The sequence below is a fragment of the Lysobacter sp. Soil_N_23 genome, assembly GCF_057656135.1.
Map to the genome: position 1 here is coordinate 84,185 of NZ_JBDGKY010000005.1, position 26,981 is coordinate 111,165.

The following is a 26,981-nucleotide window of genomic DNA, read 5'->3' on the forward strand; positions in this document are numbered from 1 at the left end:
CGCGATCAGGCAACGAAGGGTGAGGCTGGCCTGATCGCGAGCAAGCTCGCTCCTACGGGTGTGGGTCTTTTACGCCACGACGCCTTGGGGGAGCTGCATCGTGATGCAGTGCAGGCTGCCGTTCTGCCAGATCAGGGGGCGGCACGGCACCGGCACGATCTCGCGGTCGGGGAAGGCTTCGGCCAGCACGGCCTGGGCACGACTGTCGGCTTCGTCGCCGTAGGCCGGCATCAGCACGGCGCCGTTGACGATGAGGAAATTGGCGTAGCTCGCGGCCAGGCGACGACCTTCGTCGACGATGGGCTTGGCCCACGGCAGCGGGAACAGGCGGTACGGCTTGCCGTCGCGGGTACGCAGCGCGGCCAGTTCCGCGCCCATCGCCTGCAGTTCGGCGAAGTGCGAGTCGGACGGGTCGTCGCAATCCTGGTAGACGATCGCGTCGCGAGCGGCGAAGCGGGCGAGGGTGTCGACGTGGGCGTCGGTGTCGTCGCCTTCCAGGTAGCCGTGATCGAGCCACAGCACGCGTTCCTGCTGCAGCCACTGCGAGAGCTTCTCAGTCAGGTCCTCGCGGGAGGTCTGCGGATGGCGCTCGTGGAGGCACTGCCAGGTGGTCAGCAGCGTGCCTTCGCCGTCGCTGTCGATGGCGCCACCTTCCAGTGCAAAATCAACTGGATAGCGCGAACTATTAACGAAGGTTCCAACATCGTGCAGGCGCTCGACCAGCAGGTCGTCCTGGTTGGCGTCGAATTTGCCGCCCCAGCCGGTGAAGCGGAAATCGAGCAACCGGAAACCGCCTTCCCGGCGAAGCGTGATCGGACCGGAGTCGCGCAGCCAGGTGTCGTCGTACGGAACTTCAACGAAGCGAACCTGCGTCATGTCGACGCGCGCCGAGGACAGTCGCGCACGCGCGTATGCCTCCACATCCTCGTCGGCCACGCAGATGATGGCCGGCTCGAAGCGGGTGATGGCCGCGACCAGCGCGATGTAGGTCTCTTCGACCTCGCCCAGGCGATCAGCCCAGTCGGTATCGGCATTGGGCCAGGCAATCAGCACCGCGGACTGGGGTTCCCACTCCGCGGGAAAAGACAAAACGGGTTCGTTCATGGCCTCAGCGAATGGGGGGCTTCGGGCCGACTTCCTCGGCACTGGCCTTGTTGGCAACCACGTCGATCACCTTGCTCTTCTCGAAGTACACGGTGAAGGAGGGGTAGACCCAACGGTTGATGGTCGGCCATTGACGCTTCTGGCCTCCCTGGGATTCAAGCTTCTCGGTCGGCGCGCCATAGCTGGCTTCGACCTGGGCCATGGTCTGGCCACGGGCCGGCATGGCGGCGCGGTTTTCTTCCTGCACGCGCTCGACCAGCAGGGTGTCGGCGGCAGCCGTGCCGGCCAGGGCCAGCAGTGCGAACAGCGGTACAGCAACGAAGCGCTTGTTGACGTTCACGGCGAGCCCCCTCGGTGGATGAACACGGTCTGGTAAGGACGCGATTGTACGCACAAGGCGTGAAGTGGCGGCAGCGCGCCGCCGTCACGCTTTCGCGAATCGGGCAGGGCGGCCAGCGCACGAAACAGGCAATCGACCACAGAAAAGGCCGCCTTGCGGCGGCCTTTCGACTTGCACGGCGTTGCCGGGCTTCTTAGCGCTGACGCGCCTTGAAACGCGGGTTCGACTTGCAGATCACGAAGACCTTGCCACGGCGGCGGACGACCTTGCAGTCGCGGTGACGGGCCTTCGCCGACTTCAGAGAGGACAGGACCTTCATGACAGACTCCGGCAAACGGGGATAAAGAACGAAGCCGGCGATTCTAACGGCTATTTCCCTCCCCGATCAAGCGCTTGCAGCAAAAAAGTTCAAATTCGTGCAAATCGGGGTGGCAAAAGCCAGCTGCGGCTGGCTCACCGCATAATGATGGCATGAATAGCGCAGACCCCCACAGCAGCATTCCCGTCCTGACCATCGACGGCCCTTCGGGCTCCGGAAAGGGCACCATCAGCCGCCTCGTCTCCCAGCAACTGGGTTGGCATTACCTCGATTCAGGTGCCCTGTACCGGGCCGTGGGCGTCGCCGCCGGTTGGGCCGATCTCGACCTGGCCGACCCTGCGGCCCTGGTCCGCTGCGCCTTCGATACCCGGGTTGGCTTCCGTGACGACCCCTCCGGAGAGTTGCGGGTGCTGGTCAACGACGTCGACGCCACCGACGAGCTCCGTACCGAGACCGCCGGGGCGGCCGCTTCGGCCATCGCCGCGATCCCGGAGGTGCGCTCGGCCCTGAAGGACCGCCAGCGCGCCTTCCGCCAGGCCCCGGGCCTGGTCGCGGACGGCCGCGACATGGGCACGGTCATCTTCCCGGACGCCCCCTTCAAGGTGTTTCTGACCGCCAGCGCCGAAGAAAGAGCGGAAAGGCGCTATAAGCAGTTGAAAGACAAGGGGGTTTCGGTTAATTTAGATGGTCTGCTGCGGGAGATCCTTGCCCGCGACGCCCGCGATGCCAGTCGCGCGGTGGCTCCGTTGCGACCGGCCGACGACGCCGTTCGCATCGACACCACCGGCCTTGGCATCGATGCGGTCGTCGAGCGTGTACTGCAACTGGTGACGCCGTAAAGCGCCATCGATTGCAGTCGCGTTGAACGAACGTAGCAGGACAATGTTGCAAACCAAACGCCATCGCAATCCCGCGATGGTCAATCAACCAACACATGGCGTGGCTCCATCGCGCCACATAACGGGTGGGTCGACCACGCGCTGCTTGAAGTCATCCGACGTGGATGACCATGACAGCCGGTGCGGCCCGTGTGTTCAACAGAGTATTTTTCAATGACCGAATCATTTGCCGAGCTGTTCGAACAAAGCCAGACCAATCTGGCCAAGCTGAAGCCGGGCGCAATCGTCACCGGTGTTGTCGTGGAAGTCCGCGGCGACGTCGTTGTGATCAACGCCGGCCTGAAGTCCGAAGGCATCGTGCCGATCGAACAGTTCCGTAACGACGCGGGCGAGATCGACGTGGCCGTGGGCGACGAAGTCAAGGTCGCACTCGACTCGATCGAGAACGGCTTCGGCGAGACCGTCCTGTCGCGCGAGAAGGCCAAGCGCGCCATGGTGTGGGACGAACTCGAGCAGGCGCTCGAGAAGAACGAGACCATCACCGGCCGCATCTCTGGCAAGGTCAAGGGCGGCTTCACCGTCGACATCAAGGACGTGCGCGGCTTCCTGCCGGGCTCCCTGGTCGACGTGCGCCCGGTCCGCGACTCCGCGTATCTGGAAGGCAAGGAGCTCGAGTTCAAGCTCATCAAGCTTGACCGCAAGCGCAACAACATCGTCGTCTCCCGCCGTGCGGTGGTTGAGAGCGAGTACAGCGTCGAGCGCGAGCAGCTGCTCGAGAAGCTGCAGGAAGGCGCGATCCTCAAGGGCGTCGTCAAGAACCTCACCGATTACGGTGCGTTCGTCGACCTGGGCGGCATCGATGGCCTGCTGCACATCACCGACATGGCGTGGAAGCGCGTGCGTCACCCGTCGGAAGTCGTGGAAGTCGGCCAGGAGCTGGACGTCCGCGTGCTCAAGTACGACCGCGAGCGCAACCGCGTCAGCCTCGGCCTCAAGCAGCTGGGCGAGGATCCGTGGGACAACATCGCCCGTCGCTACCCGGCCAACACCCGCGTGTTCGGCAAGGTCTCCAACGTCACCGATTACGGCGCGTTCGTCGAGATCGAGCCGGGCGTGGAAGGCCTGGTGCACGTGTCCGAGATGGACTGGACCAACAAGAACGTCAACCCGTCCAAGATCGTGCAGGTCGGTGACGAGGTTCAGGTCATGGTCCTGGACGTCGACGAGGAGCGTCGCCGCATCTCGCTGGGCATGAAGCAGGTCACCAGCAACCCGTGGGAAACCTTCGCCGCCATCCACAAGAAGGGCGACAAGGTTTCGGGCCAGATCAAGTCGATCACCGACTTCGGCATCTTCATCGGCCTGGACGGCGGTATCGATGGCCTGGTCCACCTGTCCGACCTGAGCTGGGCAACCACCGGCGAAGACGTGGTCCGCAACTTCAAGAAGGGCGACAACCTGGAAGCCGTCGTGCTCGCCGTCGATCCGGAGCGCGAGCGCATCAGCCTGGGCGTCAAGCAGCTTGAGCAGGACCCGATGGGCCAGTACGTGGCGACCAACGCCAAGGGCTCGATCGTCAAGGGCAAGGTCAAGGAAGTCGACGCCAAGGGCGCGACCATCGAGCTCGACAATGGCGTGGAAGGCTACGTGGCCGCCCGCGACATCGCCAAGGAGCGCGTCGAGGATGCTTCGCAGTACCTCAAGGTCGGCCAGGAAGTCGAAGCCAAGATCATCGGCACGGACCGCAAGGGCCGTTCGATGCAGCTGTCGATCAAGGCCAAGGACGAAGCCGAGCAGCAGGAGGCGCTGGCGGACTACAACCGCTCCTCGTCCGATGCTTCCAGCGGCACGACCAAGCTGGGCGCGCTGCTGCGCGAGCAGCTGGGCAACAAGTCCGAGTAATCGTGCTGTATAGAGCCTGCAAAGCGCTCTAAGTGGTAACCGCGAAGGCGGTCCGGCTCGTTCGGACCGCCTTCCTTCTAAGTCCGAGCCGTCGCGAGCAACCGTTCCAGCCATGACCAAATCCGAGCTCATCGAGATCCTTTCGCAACGTCAGGCCCACCTGAAGGGCGAAGACGTGGATCTGGCGGTGAAGGCGCTGCTCGAGATGATGGGCGGATCGCTGTCGGGCGGAGAGCGGATCGAGATCCGCGGGTTCGGGAGCTTCTCGCTGCATTACCGTCCGCCGCGCCTGGGTCGCAATCCCAAGACCGGCGAATCGGTCGCGCTGCCTGGCAAGCATGTGCCGCACTTCAAGCCTGGCAAGGAACTGCGCGAACGCGTCAGCGGCGTGGTGCCGCTCGACGAAGCCGACTGAGTCCGTCTCGGATCGGTCATCGGTTGATCCACCCGGGCCTCACGCGGCCTACTCAATAGCGTTGACAGGCCCTAAGCTAACGCTGCTCATCGCGGTCTTCGCGATCGTCTGGAGGGCTACATGCGCCTGCTTCGTTTGTTCATCGCCATCGCCTGCCTGGCCGTCGGTGCCGTCATCGGCGCGCTCAACCGCGCCCCCGTGCTGATCGATCTCGGCTTTGCCCGGCTGCCCAGCAACCTGGGCGTGGCACTGATCGTCGCGGTGCTGCTGGGCGTCCTGATCGGCGGACTGGCCATCAGCGCCAGCGTGGTGCTGCCTCTGCGTCGCCGCCTTGCGCGTGCGCAACGCCAGATCCCTTCTACCGCTTCACCGACCGCTTCCTCCGGGGCATGACGCATGGCGTTCATCAGTGAGTGGTTCTGGTTTTTCCTGCTGCTGCCGATCGCGGCAGTCAGCGGCTGGATCATTGGTCGTCGCGGCGGCGAGCGCCACAGCGACACCCAGGTCAGTCGCCTCTCGACGACCTATTTCCGTGGCCTGAACTACCTGCTCAACGAGCAGCCGGACAAGGCCATCGAACTGTTCCTGCACATTGCGGAGCTCGACAAGGACACTTTCGAAACCCAGGTCGCGCTCGGTCACCTGTTCCGTCGCCGCGGCGAAGTCGACCGTGCCATCCGCCTGCACCAGGCGCTGGTGCAGCGTCCAGGCTTGAGCGACCAGCAGCGCGTGCAGGCACTGCTCGCCCTGGGCGAGGACTACATGCGCTCGGGCCTGCTCGATCGCGCCGAGACGGTGTTCAGTGACCTGGTCGCTCTGGACATGCGCGCCCCGCTGGCCCTGCGCCACCTGATCGGCATCTACCAGTCCGAACGCGACTGGGACAAGGCGATCGAGAATGCCCGCCGCTACGAAGAGGCGACCGGTGAGCCGATGGGCAAGCTGATCGCGCAGTTCGAGTGCGAGCTGGCCGAGCGCCACCGCGCCGCCAGCGAACTCGATGCCGCGCAGGCGGCGGTCAAACGCGCCTACGAGGCCGATGCCAATTCGGTGCGCGCCGGCATGATCGAGGGCCGGCTCGAAGTCGAGGGCGGCAATGACGCCGGTGCGATCCGCGCCTTCGAGCGCGTGGCCCGCGTCGATCCCGATTACCTCCCCGAGATCCTGCCGCCGCTGCTGGCCAGCTACGAGCGCGTCGGCGATGCGCCGGGCGCGCGCGCGTTCCTGGCGGAGATGACCGAGCACTATCGCGGCATCTCGCCGGTACTGGCGTTGACGCGCATGGTCGAGCACGAGGAGGGCGTGCCGGCGGCGCGTGCCTACCTTGCCCGGCAGCTCAAGGATCGTCCGTCGGTCCGCGGCGAAGCGGCATTGATCGACCTGACCCTGGCCGAAGGCGCCGACCCGGCGGCGACGCTGCACGACCTCAAGCACATCACCGACCAGCTGCTGGTCCGCAACCCCAGCTATCGCTGCAACCGCTGCGGCTTCGGCGCTCGCAGCCATCACTGGCAATGCCCGAGCTGCAAGGAATGGGGAACGATCAAGCCGCTGCTGAACTACGCGGTGGTCTGACGCATGTCCCAGTGGTTGTTGGTGTATTTCCTCATCGGCGTGGCTGGCACCTGGCTGGCACGGCGCTATGCAATCAGGCAATCGCTGATCGACCAACCCGGCGAGCGCCGCAGCCACGAAGTCGCCACCCCGCGTGGCGGTGGCATCGCCATCGCGATCGCAGCACTGGTGGCAGCGTGCGCCCTGGCGCTGCACCGCCCCGTTGATGCGCCGCTGCTGGCTGCCTTCGCTGTCGGCCTGGTGCTGGTCGCCGGGATCGGCTGGCTCGATGACCATCGTCCACTTTCGCCGTGGTGGCGGTTGCTGGTGCACGCTGTTGCGGCCGCATTGCTCGCGCTGGCCGTGGGCGACGTTTACCACTCGCTCTGGCTCGGCCTGGTTGCCTTCATTGCCGCGGTGGCGCTGACCAACGTGTGGAACTTCATGGACGGCATCAACGGCCTGGCCGCCAGCCAGGCGGCGATGGTGGCGGCAGGGCTGGCGGCGATCGCGGGCGGCAGCTGGGGCCTGCTGGGGGTCGCCGTTGCCGCGGCATGCGTCGGTTTCCTGCCCTTCAATTTCCCCAGGGCGCGAATTTTTCTTGGTGACGTCGGTAGCGGGGCTCTGGGATTCTGCCTGGCGGCGCTGGTGGCGGCGGCGGGCGCCCGGATCGGAGGCCGTTCCTGGATCGTGCTGCTCCCCTTGTCGGTGTTCCTGGTCGACGCCGGCCTGACCCTCCTGCGGCGCCTGCTGCGGGGAGAGCGCTGGTGGACCCCGCACACCCAGCATGCCTATCAGGTCTGGGCTCGTCGGGTCGGGCACAACCGGGTCACGCTTGCTTATGCGGGTGCGACGGCCGCGGCCCTGGTGCTGGCTTTTTGGCTTGCGTCACAGCCTGAAATGGCCTTCATCACCGGTATCACAGTCGCGTGGTATATCTGCTGCGCTTTTTTGTGGGTCGGGCTGCAAAAGGCCGGGAGTTCCCGGGCTCCGACTTCAATTTGATTCAGGTTTGCACTCAGAAGAGGGGCACGGAATGAGCTCATGGCGTGATCGGTGGAAAAGTGCGCTGCCGCGAATGGCGGTGGTCGCCCACGATCTCGCGATGGTATGGGTCGTCTGGCAGGCCCTGCATCGCCTGCGCTGGGGCATCGAAGCCAATGCGCCTGTCATTCCGCTCTGGTCGGCCGAGGTCGCGCTCGTCCTGGCCGCGCAAGGGCTGGTGTTCTGGCAGGTCGGCCTGTACCGGGGCCTGTGGCGGTTCGCCGGCGTCCCCGATCTGTGGAACATCCTCAAGGCTTCGATCCTGGGGCTGTTCGCGATCGTGCTCGGCCTGTTCCTGTACAACCGCCTCGACAGCGTGCCGCGTACGGTCCTGGTCCTCTATCCGCTGGTGTTGATGGGCATGCTCGGCGCTCCGCGCCTGATGTACCGCGCATGGAAGGACAGCCGCGTCGATGGCTTCGGTGGCTCCTCGGTGCGCATCCTCATCCTCGGTTCCGGCCACGCGGGCGAAGCGCTCGTGCGCGACCTGCGTCGTTCGGGCACGTATCAACCGGTGGGATTCCTCGACGACGCCGCGCGTCTGCGTGGCAGCAAGGTGCAGGGCGTGCCGGTCTTGGGGCGCGTCCAGGACGTCGCGGAAATCGCCCGCGAGACCGCGGCCAAGCTGCTGGTCATCGCCATGCCGTCGGCCGATGCCAATGCGCTGCAGCGCGTGGTGGTGGCGTGCGAACGCACCGGACTGCCGTTCCGCATGGTGCCCAAGCTGCAGGACGTGCTGGAAGGTCGTTCGCTGCCGGGCGAACTCAAGGAGGTCGCGATCGAGGACCTGCTGGGACGCAAGCCGGTCATGCCCGACTGGAAGGCGATCCGCGCCTGGCTCGGTGCACGCTCGGTGCTGGTCACCGGTGCCGGCGGTTCGATCGGTTCGGAGCTCTGCAGGCAGTGCGCCCGCCACGGCGCCCGTCGCATCGCGCTGATCGAAATCGACGAACTCGCGCTGACCACGACCGAAGCTGCGTTGCGTCGTGACTTCCCGGATCTCGAGTACATCGCCATCCTCGGCGATTGCGGCGACCCCGCCGTGATCGCGCATGCGCTGTCGCGCGCCGAGCCCGATGCGGTGTTCCACGCTGCCGCCTACAAGCAGGTGCCGTTGCTCGAGCTGCAGTTGCGTGAAGCGGTGCGCAACAACGTGCTGTCGACCGAAACGGTCGCACGTGCGTGCCGCGGCGCCGGCGTCGGCACGTTCGTGCTGATCTCCACCGACAAGGCAGTCGATCCGGTCAACGTGCTGGGCGCGACCAAGCGCCTGGCCGAGATGTCCTGCCAGGCATTGGCCGACCAGCGCTCCACGCGCTTCGTCACAGTGCGCTTCGGCAACGTGCTCGATTCGGCCGGCAGCGTGGTGCCGCTGTTCCGCGAACAGATTCGCGCCGGCGGTCCGGTCACGGTCACCGATCCTGAAGTCACTCGCTTCTTCATGACCATTCCCGAGGCCTGCCAGCTGATCCTGCAGGCGTCGGCGATCGGCACTCACGAGGCGATCTACACCCTCGACATGGGCGAGCCGGTGCCGATCCGGTTGCTTGCCGAGCAGATGATCCGCCTGGCCGGCAAGCATCCCGGTCGCGACATTGCCGTGGTCTATACCGGCCTTCGTCCTGGCGAGAAGTTGCACGAGACGCTGTTCCATGCCGACGAGCGCTATCGCCAGACCGCGCACCCGAAGATCCTGCAGGCCGAGCCGCGCGACGTCTCGTCCACGCACATCGAGAACGCGGTGGCGCAACTGCGCGAAGCCTCGATTCGTTATGATCTCGACGCGCTCAGCCACCTGTTGCGCAGTGCGGTTCCCGAGTTCCAGCCGGTTGGCGCGCATCCGGACTACCAGGAATCGGCGACGGTGGTGGCGTTTCCCGCCCGTAATGCAAGGAAGATTTGATGTCGGTTCGGATTCGCAAGGCTGTTTTCCCGGTGGCCGGTCTGGGCACCCGCTTCCTCCCCGCGACCAAGACAGTCCCCAAGGAAATGTTGCCGATCATCGATCGGCCGTTGATCCAGTACGCCGTTGACGAGGCCGTGGAAGCCGGCTGCGACACGCTGGTGTTCGTCACCAACCGCTACAAGCACGCCGTGGCCGATTATTTCGACAAGGCCTACGAGCTCGAACAGAAACTCGAGCAGAGCGGCAAGACCGAACAGCTGGAACTGATCCGCAACGTGCTGCCCAAGGGCGTGCGCGCCGTGTTCGTGACCCAGGCCGAAGCGCTGGGCCTGGGGCATGCCGTGCTGTGCGCCAAGCCGGTGATCGGCGACGAACCCTTTGCCGTGCTGCTGCCGGACGATCTGATCTGGAACCGCGGCCCGGGCGCGCTCACGCAGATGGCCGATGCCGCGCAGGCATCGGGTGCCAGCATGATCGCCGTGCAGGATGTGCCGCGTGACCAGACCGGCAGCTACGGCATCGTGGCGACCGACTCGTTCCAGAACCGGCAGGGTCGCATCAATGCGATCGTCGAGAAGCCCCAGCCTGACGTCGCGCCGAGCACGCTGGCCGTCGTCGGCCGCTACGTACTCAATCCGCGCATCTTCTCGCTGCTGGAGACGACAACGCCGGGTGCCGGCGGCGAGATCCAGCTGACCGACGCGATCGCCGCGCTGCTGAAGGAAGAGGCGGTCAATGCCTACCGCTTCCAGGGCACGCGTTTCGACTGCGGTACGCACATCGGCCTGGTCGAGGCGACGATCCGCTACGCGCTCGATCACGAGAAGCTCAGCGATTCGGCTCGCCAGCTGATGCAGAACGCCCTGGCCGAACTGGGCGTGGAAGAGCTCGGCTGAGCGTTTGCGGCGGTAGGAGCGAGCTTGCTCGCGAACAGGCGGCTTCGAGGCGGTCAGGTGTGTTCGCGAGCAAGCTCGCTCCTACATTCAGGCACGTGTGCGGGGATGAGCGATGAGCGAGCAGGGCACCATCACCTGGGGTGACTTCGAGAAGGTGCTGATCTGCGCCGGCACGGTGCTGCGGGTGGAGGAATTCCCCGAAGCACGCAAGCCCGCCTGGAAGTTGTGGGTGGACTTCGGGCCGCACGGTATCCGCAAGACCAGCGCACAGGTCAGGCAGCTCTATACGGCCGAGGAACTGGTCGGTCGGCAGATCGTCGGCGTCATCAATTTCCCGCCGAAGCAGGTCGGGCCGTTCGTGTCGGAGTTCCTGCTTACCGGATTCCCCACCGAGGATGGAGTGGTGGTGACAGCGATCGAACGGCCGGTTCCGGACGGGACACGCCTGGCCTGAGCAGGCCGTCACGCACAAACAAAAACGGGCAGCCCTTGGGCTGCCCGTTCTGCTTTGCGGCCTTTCAGTTTCAGAGCGCTTCGAAAATGCCCGCCGCGCCCATACCGGTGCCGATGCACATGGTGACCATGCCGTACTTGAGCTGGCGACGGCGCAGGCCATGCACGATGGTCGCGGTACGGATCGCACCGGTGGCGCCGAGCGGGTGGCCGAGCGCGATCGCGCCGCCGAGCGGGTTGACCTTGGACGGGTCCAGGCCAGAGTCGCGAATCACCGCCAACGCCTGCGCGGCGAAGGCTTCGTTGAGCTCGATCCAGTCCAGCTGGTCCTTGCTCAGCCCGGCCTGCTTGAGGGCCTTCGGGATCGCCGCGATCGGGCCGATGCCCATCACTTCCGGGCGCACACCGGCGACGGAGAAACTGACGAAGCGGGCGAGCGGGGTCAGGCCGTAATCCTTGATCGCCTGCTCGGAAGCCAGCAGCACCGCGCCGGCGCCATCGCTCATCTGCGAGCTGTTGCCGGCGGTCACGCTGCCGCCGAACTGGGCGTTGCGGAACACCGGGCGCAGCTTGGCGAGGCCTTCGATCGACGAATCCGGACGCGGACCCTCGTCGATCTCGATGATCGACTTCCTGACGCGGATGGCATTGCCGCCGAGATCGGGGATGCGCGAGATCACTTCGTACGGGCTGATCTCGGACTTGAACTCGCCCGCCTGGATCGCGGCGATCGCCTTCTGGTGCGAGGCCAGGGCGAATGCGTCCTGGTCCTCACGCGAGACCTTCCATTCCTCGGCGACCTTCTCGGCGGTGATGCCCATGCCGTAGGCGATGGCGACATTCTCGTCCTTGGCGAACACCTGCGGGCTCAGGGCGACCTTGTTGCCCATCATCGGCACCATCGACATCGACTCGGTGCCGCCGGCCAGCATCAGGTCCGAATTGCCCAGGCGGATCTGGTCGGCCGCCATCGCCACGGCCTGCAGGCCCGACGAGCAGAAGCGGTTGACGGTCTGCGCGGCGATGGTGTTGGGCAGGCCGGCGAGCAGCGCGCCGATGCGCGCCACGTTCATGCCTTGCTCGCCTTCGGGCATGGCGCAGCCGATGATCGCGTCATCGATGCGGCCCAGGTCGATGCCCGGTGCCTGGGCGACCACGGAACGCAGCACGTGGGCGAGCATTTCGTCGGGACGGGTGTTGCGGAAGACGCCGCGCGGTGCCTTGCCGACCGGGGTGCGGGTGGCGGCGACGATGTAGGCGTCCTGGATCTGCTTGGTCATTTCTCTAGCCTCTCGCTAGCAAAAAACAAATGGGGCCGGTTAGTGGGGCCGGTGACCCGTCATCCCCGCGAAGGCGGGGACCCAGCGACTTTGCGGCGCATCAGCGACGTCGAGTCATGAAGCGCGAACGTCGCTGGGTTCCCGCCTGAGCGGGAATGACGGTTCAATGGGGTCAGTTCCGCAGCGGCTTGCCGGTCTTGAGCATGTGCGCGATGCGCTCCTGCGTCTTGGGCATCTGTGCCAGCGCAACGAAGTGTTCGCGCTCAAGCTTGAGCAGCCACTCCTCGTCGACCAGGGCACCGCGATCGACTTCGCCGCCGCACAGGACGGTGGCGATGCGCGTCGCGATCTCGTAGTCGTGCGGCGAGATAAAGCGGCCTTCGAGCATGTTCACCAGCATCATCTTGAAGGTGGCGATGCCGACGTCGCCGGCGACCTGGATGCGACGGGCGGGCAGGGGCGGGCGGTAGCCGGAGTCGGCCAGTGCGCGTGCCTGCTGGCGTGCCACGTGCAGCAGCTCAAAGGCGTTGAAGACGACGCTGTCGCTGTCGCGGGCGAGCTTGAGTTCGCGTGCTTCGAAGGCCGAGGTCGAGACCTTGCCCATGGCGACGCTCTCGAATGCGGTCTTGAGCTGGGCGAACACGTCGCCGCCCGGGCCCGCCGCTTCGGAAGCGCGCACGGCGAACTCCTTCAGGCCGCCACCGGCCGGCAGCAGGCCGACGCCGGCCTCGACCAGGCCGATATAGCTCTCGAGTGCGAACACACTGCGCGCCGCATGCATCTGGAATTCGCAGCCACCGCCCAGCGCCAGACCACGCACCGCGGCAACCACCGGCACCAGCGAATACTTGATGCGCTGGCTGGTGGCCTGGAAGTTGGCCACCATCGCCTCGAAGCCCTTGACGTCGCCGGCCTGCAGCAGGCCCAGCGCACCGGCGAGGTCGGCACCGGCGGAGAAGGGTTCCTTCGGCTGCCAGATCACCAGGCCGGCGAAGTCGCGCTCGGCGATGGCGACGGCTTCCTGCAGTCCGTTGAGGACATGGTCGTTGACCGTGTGCATCTTGGTCTTGAAGCTGACCACAGCGATGTCGTCGCCCTCGTCGACCCACATGCGGATGCCTTCGTTCTCGAAGACCGTGCGGCCCTGCGAGAACGTCTCGCCCAGCAGCGGATCCGGGAAGCGCTGGCGCGCATAGACCGGGTTGGACGAACGCGGCACCTTGGCGTTGCGGGCCGGGCTGAAGCTGCCCTCGGCGGTATGCACGCCATCGCGGCCGTCAAACACCCAGTTCGGCAGCGGCGCGCTGCTCATCGCCTTGCCGGCGACGATGTCCTCGGCGATCCAGTCGGCGACCTGCTTCCAGCCGGCGGCCTGCCAACTCTCGAACGGTCCCAGCGACCAGCCGTAGCCCCAGCGCATGGCGAAGTCGATGTCACGCGCGGTGTCGGCGATCGACTCGAGGTGGAACGCGCTGTAGTGGAAGGTGTCGCGGAAGATCGCCCACAGGAACTGCGCCTGCGGGTGCGCGCTGGCGCGCAGCGCGGCGAACTTCTTCGCCGGGTCCTTTTCCTTCAGCAGGCCGGCCACTTCCGGATCGAGTTCGCCGGCCGAGGCGCGGTAATCCTGCGCCTTCAGGTCCAGCACCAGGATGTCCTTGCCGCGCTTGGTGTAGACGCCGGCGCCGCTCTTCTGGCCCAGCGCACCCTTCTCGATCAGCGCCGACAGCCACTTGGGTGCCTTGAAGTAGCTGTGCCACGGGTCCTCCGGCAGCGTGTCGGCCATGGTCTTGATGACGTGCGCCATCGTGTCCAGGCCGACCACGTCGGCGGTGCGGAACGTCGCCGACTTCGGCCGGCCGATCGCCGGGCCGGTCAGCGCGTCGACGGTGTCGAAGCCCAGGCCGAACTGCTCGGTGTGGTGCATGCCGGCCAGCATCGAGAACACGCCGATGCGATTGCCGATGAAGTTCGGCGTGTCCTTGGCGATCACCACGCCCTTGCCCAGGGTGGTGGTCAGGAAGGTTTCCAGTGACTCGAGCACGTCGTCGTCGGTGGTCCTGGCCGGAATGAGTTCGGCCAGGTGCATGTAGCGCGGCGGGTTGAAGAAGTGCACGCCGCAGAAGCGGTGGCGCAACTGCTCGGGCAGCACCTCGGCCAGCTTGTTGATGCCCAGGCCCGAAGTGTTGCTGGCCAGCACGGTGTGCTCGGCCACGAACGGGGCGATCTTCTTGTACAGGTCCTGCTTCCAGTCCATCCGCTCGGCGATGGCCTCGATGATCAGGTCGCAGCCGCGCAGCTGTTCCAGGCCGGTCTCGTAGTTGGCCGCGGTGATGCGCTCGGCCAGGGTCTTGCTGGCGAGCGGGGCAGGGCTGAGCTTGCCGAGGTTGGCGATGGCCTTGGCGACGACGCCATTGGGGTCGCCTTCCTTCGCGGGCAGATCGAACAGCACCGTGTCGACACCGGCATTGGTCAGGTGCGCAGCGATCTGCGCGCCCATCACACCGGCGCCCAGAACGGCGACGCGGCGTACAAGTAGCTTCTTAGACATGTGTTGTAAATCCTTGTTTTTGTACATATTTTACGCTATAACTTGACGCTTCGAAATTAACGCTTGGGTTCGACCTTGAAGCCGGCCGCGGCGAAGTGGATCAGTTCGCGTGCCGCGCGCTCACGATGCGCCGCCTCGGTGACACCGGCGGGTCGCTTGATCAGACCGAAATCCGCCATGGCATAGGTCAGGGCGCCGGCGAGGAAGTCCAAGCGCCAGTACAGCTCTTCCTTGCTCAGATCCGGTACGCAGGCGCCGATGGCCTTGCCGAACTCGCGCAGGACATGGCCGTAATGGTCGGACAGGAACTTGCGCAGGCGGTCGTTCTTTTCCGCATAGGCGCGGGCCACGACGCGGACGAAGGCGCCGCCGCCGTGGCGGTCCTGGGCCATCGCCAGGGCCGGCTGCACGAAGGCGGCCAGGATCGGTTCGAGTTCGCCCGGATGCTGTTCCATGGCGGTTTTCAGGGCGCCCAGTCGCTGTGCACTCATCTCGTCCATGCGCCGGCGGAAGACCTCGTTGACGAGGTTCTCCTTGCTGCCGAAGTGGTAGTTGACCGCGGCGATGTTCACGTCGGCGCGGCTGGTGACCTGGCGCAGCGAGGTGCCGGTAAAGCCGAACTGGGCGAACAGTTCCTCGGCGGCGCCGAGGATGCGGTCCTTGGTGGAAAAATGGGCGGTGGCGGCCATGTACGGTCCTGGGCTGAAGCGGGTTGAAGCTGGAGCGGGCTGAATCAAACGCTTGTTTGATGCTAGTCCGGGGCGCCTGAACCGTCAACGGTGGCCTCGCGTGGCAGCTCTGCCGAGCGTGCAAAAGGAGTCGCTTTTCCGTTAGAATTACCGCAGCCTTGTGGGCTAAACCCGCGTTCCGACGCGGGTTTTTCTGTTATCCTCGGGCGCGAACCCACTGGTTCGGCGGCCCGCCTACCCGGAGAAATTCCATGGCGCTGGAGCGCACCCTTTCCATCATCAAGCCCGACGCCGTCGCCAAGAACGTCATCGGTGAGATCTACACCCGCTTCGAGAAGGCCGGCCTGAAGGTCGCTGCCGCGAAGATGACGCATCTGTCGAAGCAGGAAGCCGAAGGCTTCTACGCCGTGCACCGCGAGCGCCCGTTCTTCAGCGCGCTGGTCGAGTTCATGATCTCCGGTCCGGTGATGATCCAGGTGCTCGAGGGTGAGGGCGCCATGCTCAAGAACCGCGAGCTGATGGGTGCCACCAATCCGAAGGATGCCGCGCCGGGCACGATCCGCGCCGACTTCGCCGACAGCATCGACGCCAACGCCGTGCACGGTTCGGACAGCGTCGAGAACGCCGCCGTCGAAATCGCGTACTTCTTCCCGGCCACCAGCGTCTACGCACGCTGAAACCGGCACCGGAAAGGCCATGACCACGCAACGCGACACCATCGAACTCCACCTCGCTGACGCAGGCACCGCGGCGGCGACGGAGTCGGCTGTCGCGACTGCGCCGGTCGTGGCCGGCAAGCGCGCGGTCGAGCCGGGCAGGACCAACCCGGACCCGGTCTCGACCGGTTCCCGGACCAATCCCGGCTCCAGAACCAATCTGTTCGATCTCGACCGCGTTTCGCTCGAGCGTTTCTTCGAAGATACGCTCGGCGAGAAGAAGTTCCGTGCGCATCAGGTGATGAAGTGGATCCATCACCGCTACGTCACCGACTTCAACGACATGACCGACCTGGGCAAGGCGCTGCGCGCCAAGCTCGAACAGCACGCAGTCGTGCAGGTTCCGCAGGTCGTGTTCGACAAGGCGTCCACCGACGGCACCCACAAGTGGCTGCTGGGCATGGACCCGAAGAACGCCATCGAGACGGTGTTCATCCCCGACAAGGGCCGCGGCACGCTGTGCGTTTCCTCGCAGGTGGGCTGCGCGCTCAACTGCACGTTCTGCTCGACCGCGACCCAGGGCTTCAACCGCAACCTGTCGACCGCCGAGATCATCGGCCAGGTCTGGGTGGCGGCGCGTCACCTCGGCAACGTCCCGCACCAGCAGCGCAAGCTGACCAACGTGGTGATGATGGGCATGGGCGAGCCGCTGGCGAACTTCGACAACGTCGTGCGCGCGATGAGCATCATGCGCGACGACCTGGGCTACGGCCTTGCCAACAAGCGTGTGACGCTGTCGACCGCCGGCATGGTGCCGATGATCGATCGCCTCGGCGAGGAGAGCGACGTCTCGCTCGCCGTCTCGCTGCATGCGCCCAACGACGAGCTGCGCAACGAACTGGTGCCGCTCAACAAGAAATACCCGATCGAGCAACTGATGGAAGCCTGCGTGCGCTACGCGCTGCGCAAGCGCGGCAGTTCGGTCACCTTCGAGTACACCCTGATGAAGGGCGTCAACGACCAGCCACAGCACGCGCGCCAGTTGCTGCGCCTGTTGCGCCAGTTCGACAACGCGGTGCAGATGAAGGACGCGGCCAAGGTCAACCTGATCCCGTTCAATCCGTTCCCGGGCACGCGCTTCGAGCGCCCGGACGAAGTCGCGATCCGCACCTTCCAGAAGCTGCTCAACGATGCCGGCATGATCGCGCCGGTGCGCCGCACCCGTGGCGACGACATCGATGCCGCCTGCGGCCAGCTCAAGGGCCAGGTCATGGACCGGACGCGTCGCCAGGCCGAATTCCGCAAGCAACTGCAGGCGCAGGGGCTGGGCGATGAAGCAGCCTGACGTCCGCCTCGAAGGCATGACCCGAGGCGACAATGGCCGCCGGACGCTTCGTCTTTCCCTGTTCGTCGTGATGGTGCTGGTCGCCTCCAGCGCCTGCAGCAAGCTGACCTTCGTGCGGCAGGACTTCAGTCGCGGCGACTATGACCAGATCGCACGCAAGGTCGATGTCAGCGACGACAAGCGGGACAAGTCCTCCAGTGCCCGCGTGTACCTGCAGCGTGCGCAGGAGAAGGTGCTTACCGGCGATTACCCGGGTGCCGAACGCGAGGCACGCCAGGCCCTGAAGATCGATCCGCGTTCGGTCGACGCCTACACGCTGATGGGTGCTGCCGCCGAGCGTAGCGGTGCGACCGCGCAGGCCGGCGAGCATTACCGTCGTGCGGCCGAGCTGGCGCCGACGAGCGGTGGCGTTCTCAACAATTACGGTGTGTGGCTGTGCGGGCAGGGGCAGGCGGCGGAGTCGCTGGCCTGGTTCGACCGCGCGCTCGCCGACAGCAGTTATCAGACGCCGGCGATGGCTTTGGCCAATGCGGGCAGCTGTGCACTTCGTGCAGGGCAGGACGCGCGCGCCGCCCGCAACCTGCGCGATGCCATCGCACTGGACCCGACCAACCCGGTTGCGCTTGGGGCGCTGGCGGAGCTGGAATTCCGCCAGGGCAGGGCGTTCGAGGCCCGGGCTTTCTCCGAGCGCCGCCTGGCAGCAGCCCCCGCGGATCGCAGCGCGTTGTTGCTTGCGTCACAAATCGAGCAGAAACTCGGCGACACGGCAGCCGCCGCAAGATACGTTCAGCGAATGAGGGCGGAGTTCCCTGAAACGCAGGGCTCCGGCATGGGGGATGACGGAAGGCGATGATGGGCTCTTCTAATGACACTGCGCCCGAGATGGGCGCCAGCTGCGGCGTGCGCCTGATGCAGGCCCGCGAACAGGCGGGGCTGTCCCAGGAAGAAGTGGCCGCGAGCCTGAAGATTCCGCTGCGCGTGATCCGCCAGCTCGAATCCGGGGATCCGAGCCAGCTCGGGGCGCCGGTGTTCGTGCGTGGTCAGCTGCGCAGCTATGCGCGCCTGCTGGGTGTCGACCTGGAAGACCAACTGCGCCAGAGCACCGTCACTGCTGTCGCCCCGTCCGAACTTGTCAGCCATACCTATACGCCGCGCTATCGCCATGTGCTCGAGCAGGTGACGCGCCGGGCCATCTATATCGTCCTGACCGCGGCGATCGCCGTGCCGGTCTGGCTGGCCACCCGCTCGCCCCACCAGTCCACGGTGCAGTCGCTGGAGGTTCCGGTGACCCCAGCCGCGCAGGGCGAAACGCCGGCCACCAAGCCGGCTCCGACAGGTGTACAACGCACCCCGCTGATCGCGTCGATGGCGCCGATCCCGTCGGCGTCGGCACAGGCGGCGCTGTCGTTGAGCTTCACCGACGAAAGCTGGGTCCAGGTGATCGGCAGCAACGGCACCACGCTGGAGCAGGGCCTGCTGGGGGCGGGACAGCAGCGAAGCTACGGCGCTGGCGAGGTTTCCCGCGTCGTTCTGGGCAACTCCACTGCCGTGGAAGTGCGGCAGGCGGGCAAGACGGTTGATCTGACGCCGTTCAGCCGCGCGAACGTGGCGCGCTTTACGCTATCCTCTGACGGTTCCCTGACGCCGGTCGCAGACTGACCCGCGCGCGGGTCATCCCTCGTCACCGGTCCACGCGGGCCGGTGTTCCTCATTGGGTTCCCGCCGCAGGGCGGGGGCGACACAGCAGCTTTGGAATGGCAGCTCCCGAATGGCAATAGACGACCTTCTCGACGAACACGAACAAAGCGAGCGCGTCCTTCAGTGGCTGCGCAACAACGGAGCTGGCCTGATCGGCGGCATCGTGCTCGGGCTGGCGGCCATCGGCGGCTGGAAGTGGTGGGAACATCGCGGCGAGCAGGCCCAGCTGGATCTTTCGAACCAGTACCAGGCGACGCTCGACGCCATCCAGGCCAAGGACAAGACGGCACAGGCCAAGGTCAACGCGCTGGCTGACAGCGCCTACCACGACCTGGCCGCGCTGGAGCTGGCACGCTCGCAGGTCGACGCGCGCCAGAACGATGCCGCCATCGCCACCCTGCGCGCCATCAAGAGCAATGACCCGGCGATCGCCGAAGTCGTCAACCAGCGCCTGGCGCGCTTGCTGATCGAGGCCAAGCAGGCCGATGCAGCGCTCAAGCTGGTCAGCAGTGGCACTTCTGCCACGGCGCTGGAAGTGCGCGGCGACGCGCATTTCGCGCTCGGCCAACTCGACCAGGCCCGTACCTCCTACTCGCAGGCACTGGCGAAGCTCGACGTCGCCTCGCCGCAGCGGCGCCTGATCGAACTCAAACTCAACCAGGTCGGCGGCGCGCCGGCCACGCCCGAGGCCAAGTCCTGATGAAGCACCGCACGATGCTGCTGCGTACCTCCCTCGTGCTGCTGTGCGCGGCCTCGCTCGTGGGCTGCTCGACGGTCAAGGGCTGGTTCGGCGGCGACAAGAAGAAGGACGACGGTAAGCCCAACGAACCGGTCGAGCTGACCGACATCACTCCGTCGGTGACCGTCTCCAAGCTGTGGTCGGCCAACGCCGGCAAGGGCGAGGGTCGCATGGGCGTGCGCCAGGGGCCGGTCGTGGCCGATGGCCGCGTCTACGCTGCCGCCATCGAGGGCGGCGTGCATGCCTTCGACCTGCAGAACGGCAAGTCGGTCTGGGAATACCGCCCGGAGAAGAAGGTCGAGCTGGGCGTTTCCGGTGGTCCCGGCGTCGGCGAAGGCCTGGTGGTGGTCGGTGGCCTCAATGGCGAAGTGATCGCCCTTGACGCCGCGACCGGCGAGAAGAAGTGGCAGGCGCAGGTCCCCAATGAGGTGATCGCAGCGCCTGCGGTCGGCATGGGCACGGTGTTCGTGCGCTCCAACGACGGCCGTATCACCGCCTTCGATGCCGCCAATGGCGAGCGTCGCTGGTTCTGGGTGCAGGAAGTGCCGATGCTGTCGGTGCGCGGCAACGATGCCCCGCAGCTTGGCCCGGGTTATGTCTTCGTCGGCAACGACGATGGCTCTGTTACGGCGCTGTCGGCGACCGATGGTCGTCCGCTGTGGGAGCAGTCGGTGGGCCAGGGTGAAGGCCGTACCGAGCTCGACCGCATGGCCGACGTCGACGGCACGCCGGTGCTGGATGGCACGACGCTGTATGCCACCAGTTTCAAGAACCAGACCATGGCCATCGATGCACCGAGCGGCCGGCCGATGTGGCAGAGCGAGCACGGTGGCGCCGGCCGGATCGGCATGGGTAGCGACCGTCTCGTCGTGGCCGATGCCGGTGGCATCGTGTTCGGCCTGGACAAGTCCGGTGGCAGCGCCCTGTGGCAGCAACCGGGCCTGGCACGCCGCAACGTGACGGGTGCGGCGGTGCAGGGCGATTACGCCGTGGTTGCCGACTTCGACGGCTATGTCCACTGGCTCAAGCTCGACAACGGCGAGTTCGCCGCGCGCGAACGCGTCGGCGGCAAGGCCGTTCGGGCGGCGCCTGTGGTCGTGGACGGCATCGCGATCGTCCAGAACGTGAGCGGTGAGCTGACCGCGTTCCGCCTGCAGTAAGGTCGGCAACGCGCCAACTTGATGGCAGATCGGCCCAGCGCCCGACGGCGCTGGGCCGTTTCCCTTTTTGCGACCGGGCGGTCATCATGCGCTGCGGACCGACCTGCCACCGGCAGGCCCAGCAGTGGCGCACCGGCCCGGTATCGCCGCGCCCGCCAGCCTCGCAGGCCTGGACACCCGGTCCATGCCGGGTCCATTACGGCCTGATCCACCCGCACTACCATTCCATTCCCCATTCGGCTTTCGCCCATGCTTCCGCTAGTTGCCCTCGTTGGTCGCCCCAACGTCGGAAAATCCACGCTCTTCAATGCGCTCACGCGCAGTCGCGACGCCCTGGTCCATGACGAGCCGGGTGTGACCCGCGATCGCCATTACGGCGTGTGCCGACCGGAGGGCAAGCCGTCGTTCGCGGTCGTCGATACCGGCGGTATTGCCGGCGAAGACGAGGGCCTGGCCGGCGCGACCGCGCGCCAGGCCCGGTCCGCGGCCGAAGAAGCCGACCTGGTGTTGTTCATCGTCGACGGCCGCGAAGGCGCCTCGGCCCTGGACGACGAGATCCTGGCCTGGCTGCGCAAGTCGGCGCGGCCGACCACGCTGGTGATCAACAAGATCGACGGCATCGATGCCCAGGCCGCCCGCAACGATTTCGCCCGCTACGGTTTCAGCGACGTCATCACCGTGTCGTCGGCGCACCGCCAGGGCATTGACGAGTTGATCGACTCCAGCCTGGAAAGGCTGCCGGAAGCCGGCGCCGCGACCGAGCTCGACTCCGATCCTTCGCGCATCCGCATCGCCTTCATCGGCCGCCCCAACGTCGGCAAGTCGACGCTGGTCAATCGCTTGCTGGGCGAGGAGCGGATGATCGCTTCCGAAGTGCCGGGCACCACCCGCGATTCGGTCGCCATCGACATGGAGCGCGACGGTCGCCTGTATCGCCTGATCGACACCGCCGGCCTGCGCCGCAAGTCGCGCGTCGATGAAGCCGTCGAGAAGTTCTCGATCATCAAGACCCTGCAGGCCATCGAGCAATGCCAGGTCGCGGTGATCATGCTCGACGCCGGCGAAGGCGTGACCGACCAGGACGCCAGTGTGCTCGGCTACGCGCTCGATGCCGGCCGTGCCTTGGTGGTGGCAGTCAACAAGTGGGACAACCAGACCGACTACCAGCGCCAGCAGGCGGAGCAGTTGCTCGCCCGCAAGCTTGGATTCGTGGACTGGGCCGAAGCGGTGCGGATCAGCGCCAAGCACGGCTCCGGGCTGCGCGAGCTGTTCAAGGCGATCCATCGCGCGCATGCCTCGGCCACGCACGAGTTCAGCACCAGCGAAGTCAACAAGGCGCTGGAAGTGGCCTACGAGACCAACCCGCCGCCGGTCGTGCGCGGTCACGTCCCCAAGCTGCGTTACGCACACCCGGCCGCCAACAACCCGCCGACGTTCGTCGTCCATGGCACCCGCCTGCGCACGCTCAGCGATTCCTACAAGCGCTATCTGGAGAACTTCTTCCGCAAGCGCTTCAAGCTGGTCGGCACGCCGGTGCGGTTCGTGTTCAAGGAAGGCACGAACCCGTACGAAGGCAAGAAGAACGTGCTCAGCGAGCGCCAGGTCGTCAAGAAGCGTCGCATGATCCGGCATGTGAAGCGCGGGAAGTGAGGTTGCGGCGCCAGAACGTCACCCCCAATTCCCGTCATTCCCGCGCAGGCGGGAACCCAGTGACTTGGCTTGGGCACTGGAGCAACGTCCATGGATTTCCGCCTTCGCGGGAATGACGAGCGGGAAGTCGCTGGGTTCCCGCCTTCGCGGGAATGACGGGTGTTCCGCGTGACTGACGAGTGGGTGTTCCGGGCTGGTGCGCGCGACAATGCCGCCAGACCCGCCCCGCAGGTGGCCAATGACGAATACGCTTCCAGCTTCCCAGGTGACGCTCGGCATTCTTGCCGGAGGTCGCGCCTCACGACTGGGTGGCGCCGACAAGGCCTGGCTCGAGCGCGACGGCGTTGCCCAGGTGGTCCGCTGGCAGCGACGCTTTGCCGGCGAGACATCCGCCGTGCTGGTCAGCGCCAATCGCCACGACGGACGCTATGCCGACGCGGGGTTGCGCGCCGTCGCCGATCGGGCAGGTGGCGACCTGGGCCCGCTGGCCGGCATCGACGCGATGGCCGCCGTCTGCACGACCCCCTGGCTGCTCACGATTCCCGTCGACCTGATCGGCGTCAACGAGTGCCTGCTGCCGACACTGGCATCAGCGGCAGGCACCGCCGGGGCGTTTGCCGTGGACGACGACGGCCCGCAGCCGCTGGTCGCCCTGTGGTCGCTGGTGATGCTGCAACCGGCTGCGAGCGCCGCACTGGCACGCGGCGAAGTGGCGGTGCACGCACTGCAGGCCGCACTTGGCATGGCGGCGGTGCGACTGGACGGCGTACGCTTCGGCAATCTCAACACGCCCGATGACCTGGCCGCGGCCGGATTCACACCGATCTGATCACACCCCCGACATGAACCGCGCCCCTGCCATGACCACGCCTCCGACTGGATTGCTGTTCGACGATGCGCTTGCGATCGTCCGCGAGGTGGCGGCCTCGCATCGCCTCGAAACCGAAACCCTGGCCTTGTCGCGCACGCACGGCCGCATCCTTGCCGCCGACGTGCACGCGGCGCTGTCGTTGCCACCCTTCGACAACAGCGCGATGGATGGATTTGCCGTCCGGCACGCCGATCTGCGCGCTGGCGAGACGACGTTGTGCCTGGCAGGCGAGCAGTTTGCCGGGCGCTCATTGGGGCTGGAGATCGGTGCCGGCGAGTGCGTGCGCATTACCACCGGCGCACCGATGCCGGCCGGTGCCGACACCGTCGTGATCAAGGAGAACAGCCGGGTCGATGGCGACCGGGTGACGGTTGCCGGCGGGGTCATCTCCATGGGATCCAACGTGCGCCGCGCAGGCGAGGACGTGGCCGCTGGCGAGCTGGTGCTGCGCTCAGGTTCGCTGTTGACGCCGGCGCGCGTCTCGCTGGCGGCCTCGATGGGCTTGGCCTCGCTGCCCGTGGTGCGACGACCCACCGTGGCGGTGTTCAGCAGTGGCGACGAACTGGTCGAGCCGGGCATGGCATTGGCGCCGGGCGAGATCTACGACAGCAACCGCGAACTGCTGATGGGCCTGTTGCGTGCCGACGGGCTGGAGCCGACTGCCTGGCCGCGCCTGCCCGACGACCCCAGGCGGGTCGAGATCGCCTTGCGCGATGCCGCCTGCGCGTTCGACATCGTGATCACCTGCGGCGCGGTTTCGGCCGGCGAGAAGGACCATATTCCGGCGGTGCTGGCGCAGTTCGGCCAGACCCATTTCTGGAAGGTGCGGATGAAACCGGGCATGCCGCTGTTGTTCGGCAGCCTGGACCAGGCGCGCGTGCTGGGCCTGCCGGGCAATCCGGTATCGGTGTTCGCCACCTACCTTTCCTTCGGGCGTGCTCTCGTCGACGCGCTGCAGGGACGCAGCGAACCGCGACTGGCAGAGCGCGCGCAACTGGTCGCGCCGATCGACAAGGAGCACGCGCGTCGCGAATTCATCCGTGCCCGGGTGTTCTGCGATGACCACGGCGTGCTGCGCGCCGACCCGAACCCGGCGACCGGTTCGCACCGCTTGCGCGCGGTGGCCGAGTCCAATGCATTGATCGTGATTCCCGACGGGCCGCAGCGGCTGGCCGCAGGCGAGGTGGTCGAGGTGCTGCGCTACGCGTAGTGGAGCTGCCGTTGTGGAGCGATAATGCCGGCATGAACATCGAAGAGATCTCCCCGGCGGAGGCATTGCGTCGCCAGCGGTCCGGAGCGGTGCTGATCGACGTGCGCGAGTCGCACGAGCGCGCCACCGGTTTCGCCGAAGGTGCCCGCGGCGTAGCGAAGGCGGAGCTGGAGGCGCAACCGCTGGTCGAGCTTCCCGCCCTCGACGCGGAAGTGATGCTGATCTGCCAGTCCGGCCGGCGCTCGCTGGAAGCCGCGCAGGTACTGCACGGGGCGGGTTATGTCCGCGTTGCATCGGTGCAAGGCGGCACTACCCGCTGGATCGCAGAAGGCCTGCCGCTGACGCGTCCGGAAGGCGATTTCGACTTCTACGACCGCTACTCGCGTCACTTGCGGCTGCCGGAAGTGGGCGAGGGCGGTCAGCGTCGACTGCAGGCCGCGCGCATCGCCATGGTCGGTGCCGGCGGGCTGGGCTCGCCGGCGGCCTACTACCTGGCCGCCGCGGGGGTCGGCACGCTGGTGCTGGCCGACGACGACGTGGTCGATCGCAGCAACCTGCAACGGCAGATACTGCATACCGAAGACCGCATCGGCGTGGCCAAGGTCGAGTCGGCCCGCATCGCGCTGTCGGCGCTCAATCCCACCGTCACCATCGAAGCGTTCCCGGAACGCATCACGGCCGAGAACGTCGAGCGACTGATCGCCGATGCCGACGTGGTGATCGACGGCGCCGACAACTTCCCGGTGCGGTACCTGCTCAACGATGCCTGCGTGAAGCTCGGCAAGCCGCTGGTGTACGGCGCGGTGCATCGCTTCGAAGGGCAGGTCAGCGTGTTCGATGCCGGGCGCCACCGTGGCCAAGCGCCGTGCTACCGCTGCCTGTTCCCCGAGCCGCCGCCGCCGGAAGCGGCGCCGAACTGCTCCGAGGCCGGCGTGCTGGGCGTCCTGCCCGGCGTGATCGGCATGCTGCAGGCGACCGAAGCGATCAAGCTGATCCTGGGACTGGGCGATTCGCTGGCCGGGCGGCTGCTGAATTTCGATGCGCTGGCGATGAAGTTCCGCGAGACGCGGTTGTCGGCCGATCCGGAGTGCCCGGTATGTGCGGCAGGGCGCGAGTTTCCGGGCTATATCGACTACGTGCAGTTCTGCGCGGGGTAGCGATCGTCCCCGGCACAACACCTGTCGTCCCGAGCGCAGCGAGGGACCTGCTTCCAAGGCGGCTACAGCAGGTCCCTCGCTGCGCTCGGGACGACAGGCGGTTACAGCATGAACTGCGCCAGCGCCTGCTCGAAGCCGGGGTCGGTGCCGATCGTGTTGTGGTCGGCCTTTGGCAGGTCGACCACCTTCGGCGGCCGGCCCAGCGCCGAGATCAGGCGACCGGTGCTGGCGGCCGGAATCACCTGGTCGCGGCCGGCGCGGATCACCAGCACCGGTCCCTGGTACCCACTCAGGTAGCCGGCCGATTCGAAGCGGTCCTTGACGATCCAGCGCACCGGGAAGATCCGGTAGTGGGATTGCGCGACGGCTGCCAGGCTGTCGAACGGCGCAATCAGCACCAGTCGCGCCACCGGCCGTTTCGACGCGACATAGCTGGCCACGCCGCTGCCAAGGCTGGAGCCGATCACCGAGATCGCTTCGCCGGGATGGCGGGCCTGCACTTCGTCGTACACCGCCAGCGCATCGGCGAACAACGCCGCTTCGCTGGGAGCGCCGTCGCTGGCGCCATAGCCGCGATAGGCGATCAGGTAGATGCTGCGCCCGGGCAACACGCGCCCGAGTTGCTCGCGCCGGTTCTCGACGCGTTCGGCGTTGCCGCCGAAGTAGATCACCGGTTCGTGCCGCGAGGCGTTGACCACCCAGCCGTGCAGGCGCACACCTTCTCGTTCGAGGGCGAAGTCGGTCTGCGCCGCATCGACCCGGGTGTCCTGGGGCAGGTAGATCAACTCGCGCTGCTTGGCGAACAGCCACGCACAGATGCCGGCGTAACCAAGCACCGGCAGGGCGGCCCATCCGAGCAGTTGCTTGCGCATGCTCAACCGCCGTGCCTGAGCCGCGCTGCTTCGAAGGCGGCCAGCTGTTCGGCGGTGGCTTCCTTCTGGTGCTCGGCCTTCCATTGCGCGAAGGGCATGCCGTAGATCGCCTCGCGCGCCTCGTCCTTGGTCATGGTGATGCCGCGGTGCTCGGCGGCTTCGCGGTACCAGTCGGACAGGCAGTTGCGGCAGAAGCCGGCGTTGATCATCAGGTCGATGTTCTGCACGTCGGTGCGTTCGACCATCAGGTGCTGGAGCAGGCGCCGGAAGGCGGCAGCCTCGATCTGGGTGGTTTCGAAATCGGTATCGGTCATGGGGCCTCCGTCGGGGGCGG

General features: G+C 66.5%; 27 protein-coding genes. 19 read left to right on the plus strand and 8 right to left on the minus strand.

The features are described from left to right. Positions 1 to 69 precede the first annotated feature (69 nt). The 3 genes from AC3A3X_RS05710 to ykgO all read right to left on the minus strand — a co-directional run bounded on the left by AC3A3X_RS05710 (position 70) and on the right by ykgO (position 1,763). The gene (locus AC3A3X_RS05710) at positions 70 to 1,104 is read right to left on the minus strand and encodes an agmatine deiminase family protein (RefSeq protein WP_487582074.1); all 1,035 of its coding nucleotides are present in this window, start codon (positions 1,102 to 1,104) and stop codon (positions 70 to 72) included. Between the two features lie 4 nt (positions 1,105 to 1,108). Next, positions 1,109 to 1,444: a hypothetical protein gene (locus tag AC3A3X_RS05715; protein WP_487582075.1), complete on the minus strand. Its 336-nt coding sequence runs from the start codon at positions 1,442 to 1,444 to the stop codon at positions 1,109 to 1,111. A gap of 193 nt (positions 1,445 to 1,637) precedes the next feature. Beyond that, positions 1,638 to 1,763 (minus strand): type B 50S ribosomal protein L36, encoded by a 126-nt coding sequence (gene ykgO / locus AC3A3X_RS05720; RefSeq protein ID WP_010342887.1) that lies wholly within the window; start codon positions 1,761 to 1,763, stop codon positions 1,638 to 1,640. A 152-nt stretch (positions 1,764 to 1,915) separates the two neighbouring features. On the opposite strand from ykgO, the gene cmk reads away from it, so the two are divergent. The 9 genes from cmk to AC3A3X_RS05765 all read left to right on the plus strand — a co-directional run bounded on the left by cmk (position 1,916) and on the right by AC3A3X_RS05765 (position 10,773). Further along, positions 1,916 to 2,602 (plus strand): (d)CMP kinase, encoded by a 687-nt coding sequence (gene cmk / locus AC3A3X_RS05725; protein WP_487582076.1) that lies wholly within the window; start codon positions 1,916 to 1,918, stop codon positions 2,600 to 2,602. A 213-nt stretch (positions 2,603 to 2,815) separates the two neighbouring features. Beyond that, a complete protein-coding gene (gene rpsA, locus AC3A3X_RS05730; RefSeq protein WP_241919223.1) occupies positions 2,816 to 4,504 on the plus strand; it encodes a 30S ribosomal protein S1 in 1,689 nt (562 codons plus the stop codon). A 112-nt stretch (positions 4,505 to 4,616) separates the two neighbouring features. Continuing rightward, positions 4,617 to 4,919, plus strand: coding sequence for an integration host factor subunit beta (locus tag AC3A3X_RS05735; RefSeq protein ID WP_158731172.1), 303 nt, complete (start codon positions 4,617 to 4,619; stop codon positions 4,917 to 4,919). A gap of 120 nt (positions 4,920 to 5,039) precedes the next feature. Further along, positions 5,040 to 5,312 carry a LapA family protein gene (locus AC3A3X_RS05740; RefSeq protein ID WP_487582077.1) on the plus strand — a complete coding sequence of 91 codons (273 nt, stop codon included), beginning with the start codon at positions 5,040 to 5,042 and terminating at the stop codon, positions 5,310 to 5,312. A gap of 3 nt (positions 5,313 to 5,315) precedes the next feature. Next, positions 5,316 to 6,494 (plus strand): lipopolysaccharide assembly protein LapB, encoded by a 1,179-nt coding sequence (gene lapB / locus AC3A3X_RS05745; RefSeq protein WP_487582078.1) that lies wholly within the window; start codon positions 5,316 to 5,318, stop codon positions 6,492 to 6,494. Between the two features lie 3 nt (positions 6,495 to 6,497). Further along, on the plus strand, positions 6,498 to 7,478 hold the full coding sequence (locus tag AC3A3X_RS05750) for an MraY family glycosyltransferase (protein ID WP_487582079.1): 981 nt from the start codon (positions 6,498 to 6,500) through the stop codon (positions 7,476 to 7,478). 31 nt (positions 7,479 to 7,509) lie between these two features. Beyond that, positions 7,510 to 9,420: a polysaccharide biosynthesis protein gene (locus AC3A3X_RS05755; RefSeq protein WP_487582080.1), complete on the plus strand. Its 1,911-nt coding sequence runs from the start codon at positions 7,510 to 7,512 to the stop codon at positions 9,418 to 9,420. Further along, the gene (galU, locus tag AC3A3X_RS05760) at positions 9,420 to 10,319 is read left to right on the plus strand and encodes a UTP--glucose-1-phosphate uridylyltransferase GalU (protein ID WP_487582081.1); all 900 of its coding nucleotides are present in this window, start codon (positions 9,420 to 9,422) and stop codon (positions 10,317 to 10,319) included. Before AC3A3X_RS05755 ends, galU begins: the two co-directional genes overlap by 1 nt. A 112-nt stretch (positions 10,320 to 10,431) precedes the next feature. Then, positions 10,432 to 10,773, plus strand: a complete 342-nt coding sequence (locus tag AC3A3X_RS05765; RefSeq protein ID WP_487582082.1) for a tRNA-binding protein — start codon at positions 10,432 to 10,434, stop codon at positions 10,771 to 10,773. 70 nt (positions 10,774 to 10,843) lie between these two features. Here AC3A3X_RS05765 and AC3A3X_RS05770 read toward each other — a convergent pair whose 3' ends face one another. From AC3A3X_RS05770 to AC3A3X_RS05780, 3 genes are all read right to left on the minus strand, one after another. Continuing rightward, the gene (locus AC3A3X_RS05770; RefSeq protein WP_487582083.1) at positions 10,844 to 12,052 is read right to left on the minus strand and encodes an acetyl-CoA C-acyltransferase; all 1,209 of its coding nucleotides are present in this window, start codon (positions 12,050 to 12,052) and stop codon (positions 10,844 to 10,846) included. Positions 12,053 to 12,224: 172 nt separating this feature from the next. Continuing rightward, complete coding sequence (locus AC3A3X_RS05775) at positions 12,225 to 14,600, minus strand: 3-hydroxyacyl-CoA dehydrogenase/enoyl-CoA hydratase family protein (RefSeq protein ID WP_487582084.1); 2,376 nt, start codon at positions 14,598 to 14,600, stop codon at positions 12,225 to 12,227. A 56-nt stretch (positions 14,601 to 14,656) separates the two neighbouring features. Then, entirely contained in the window at positions 14,657 to 15,289 is a 633-nt protein-coding gene (locus tag AC3A3X_RS05780; RefSeq protein ID WP_487582085.1) for a TetR/AcrR family transcriptional regulator, read from the minus strand. Between the two features lie 251 nt (positions 15,290 to 15,540). Here AC3A3X_RS05780 and ndk point away from each other — a divergent pair, with 251 nt between their 5' ends. The 10 genes from ndk (at position 15,541) to moeB (ending at position 25,775) form a co-directional block, all read left to right on the plus strand. Then, positions 15,541 to 15,966, plus strand: coding sequence for a nucleoside-diphosphate kinase (gene ndk / locus AC3A3X_RS05785; protein WP_158731162.1), 426 nt, complete (start codon positions 15,541 to 15,543; stop codon positions 15,964 to 15,966). A 19-nt stretch (positions 15,967 to 15,985) separates the two neighbouring features. Further along, positions 15,986 to 17,290: a dual-specificity RNA methyltransferase RlmN gene (gene rlmN / locus AC3A3X_RS05790; protein WP_487582086.1), complete on the plus strand. Its 1,305-nt coding sequence runs from the start codon at positions 15,986 to 15,988 to the stop codon at positions 17,288 to 17,290. Further along, entirely contained in the window at positions 17,277 to 18,143 is an 867-nt protein-coding gene (gene pilW / locus AC3A3X_RS05795) for a type IV pilus biogenesis/stability protein PilW (RefSeq protein ID WP_487582087.1), read from the plus strand. Before rlmN ends, pilW begins: the two co-directional genes overlap by 14 nt. Continuing rightward, positions 18,140 to 18,949: a RodZ domain-containing protein gene (locus tag AC3A3X_RS05800; protein WP_487582088.1), complete on the plus strand. Its 810-nt coding sequence runs from the start codon at positions 18,140 to 18,142 to the stop codon at positions 18,947 to 18,949. Before pilW ends, AC3A3X_RS05800 begins: the two co-directional genes overlap by 4 nt. 109 nt (positions 18,950 to 19,058) lie before the next feature. Then, positions 19,059 to 19,688: a YfgM family protein gene (locus AC3A3X_RS05805; RefSeq protein ID WP_487582089.1), complete on the plus strand. Its 630-nt coding sequence runs from the start codon at positions 19,059 to 19,061 to the stop codon at positions 19,686 to 19,688. Further along, on the plus strand, positions 19,688 to 20,887 hold the full coding sequence (bamB, locus tag AC3A3X_RS05810) for an outer membrane protein assembly factor BamB (RefSeq protein WP_487582090.1): 1,200 nt from the start codon (positions 19,688 to 19,690) through the stop codon (positions 20,885 to 20,887). Before AC3A3X_RS05805 ends, bamB begins: the two co-directional genes overlap by 1 nt. Positions 20,888 to 21,136: 249 nt before the next feature. Then, complete coding sequence (gene der / locus AC3A3X_RS05815; RefSeq protein ID WP_487582091.1) at positions 21,137 to 22,537, plus strand: ribosome biogenesis GTPase Der; 1,401 nt, start codon at positions 21,137 to 21,139, stop codon at positions 22,535 to 22,537. 238 nt (positions 22,538 to 22,775) lie between these two features. Beyond that, positions 22,776 to 23,366 carry a molybdenum cofactor guanylyltransferase gene (mobA, locus tag AC3A3X_RS05820; protein ID WP_487582092.1) on the plus strand — a complete coding sequence of 197 codons (591 nt, stop codon included), beginning with the start codon at positions 22,776 to 22,778 and terminating at the stop codon, positions 23,364 to 23,366. Positions 23,367 to 23,397: 31 nt separating this feature from the next. Beyond that, the gene (locus AC3A3X_RS05825) at positions 23,398 to 24,618 is read left to right on the plus strand and encodes a molybdopterin molybdotransferase MoeA (RefSeq protein WP_487582198.1); all 1,221 of its coding nucleotides are present in this window, start codon (positions 23,398 to 23,400) and stop codon (positions 24,616 to 24,618) included. Positions 24,619 to 24,650: 32 nt separating this feature from the next. Continuing rightward, the gene (gene moeB / locus AC3A3X_RS05830; RefSeq protein WP_487582093.1) at positions 24,651 to 25,775 is read left to right on the plus strand and encodes a molybdopterin-synthase adenylyltransferase MoeB; all 1,125 of its coding nucleotides are present in this window, start codon (positions 24,651 to 24,653) and stop codon (positions 25,773 to 25,775) included. A gap of 101 nt (positions 25,776 to 25,876) precedes the next feature. Here the strand turns inward: moeB and AC3A3X_RS05835 are convergent, their stop codons facing one another. Both AC3A3X_RS05835 and AC3A3X_RS05840 read right to left on the minus strand, forming a co-directional pair. Next, positions 25,877 to 26,647: an alpha/beta hydrolase gene (locus AC3A3X_RS05835; protein WP_487582094.1), complete on the minus strand. Its 771-nt coding sequence runs from the start codon at positions 26,645 to 26,647 to the stop codon at positions 25,877 to 25,879. A gap of 2 nt (positions 26,648 to 26,649) precedes the next feature. After that, positions 26,650 to 26,961, minus strand: coding sequence for a DUF1244 domain-containing protein (locus AC3A3X_RS05840; protein WP_487582095.1), 312 nt, complete (start codon positions 26,959 to 26,961; stop codon positions 26,650 to 26,652). Positions 26,962 to 26,981 lie beyond the last annotated feature (20 nt).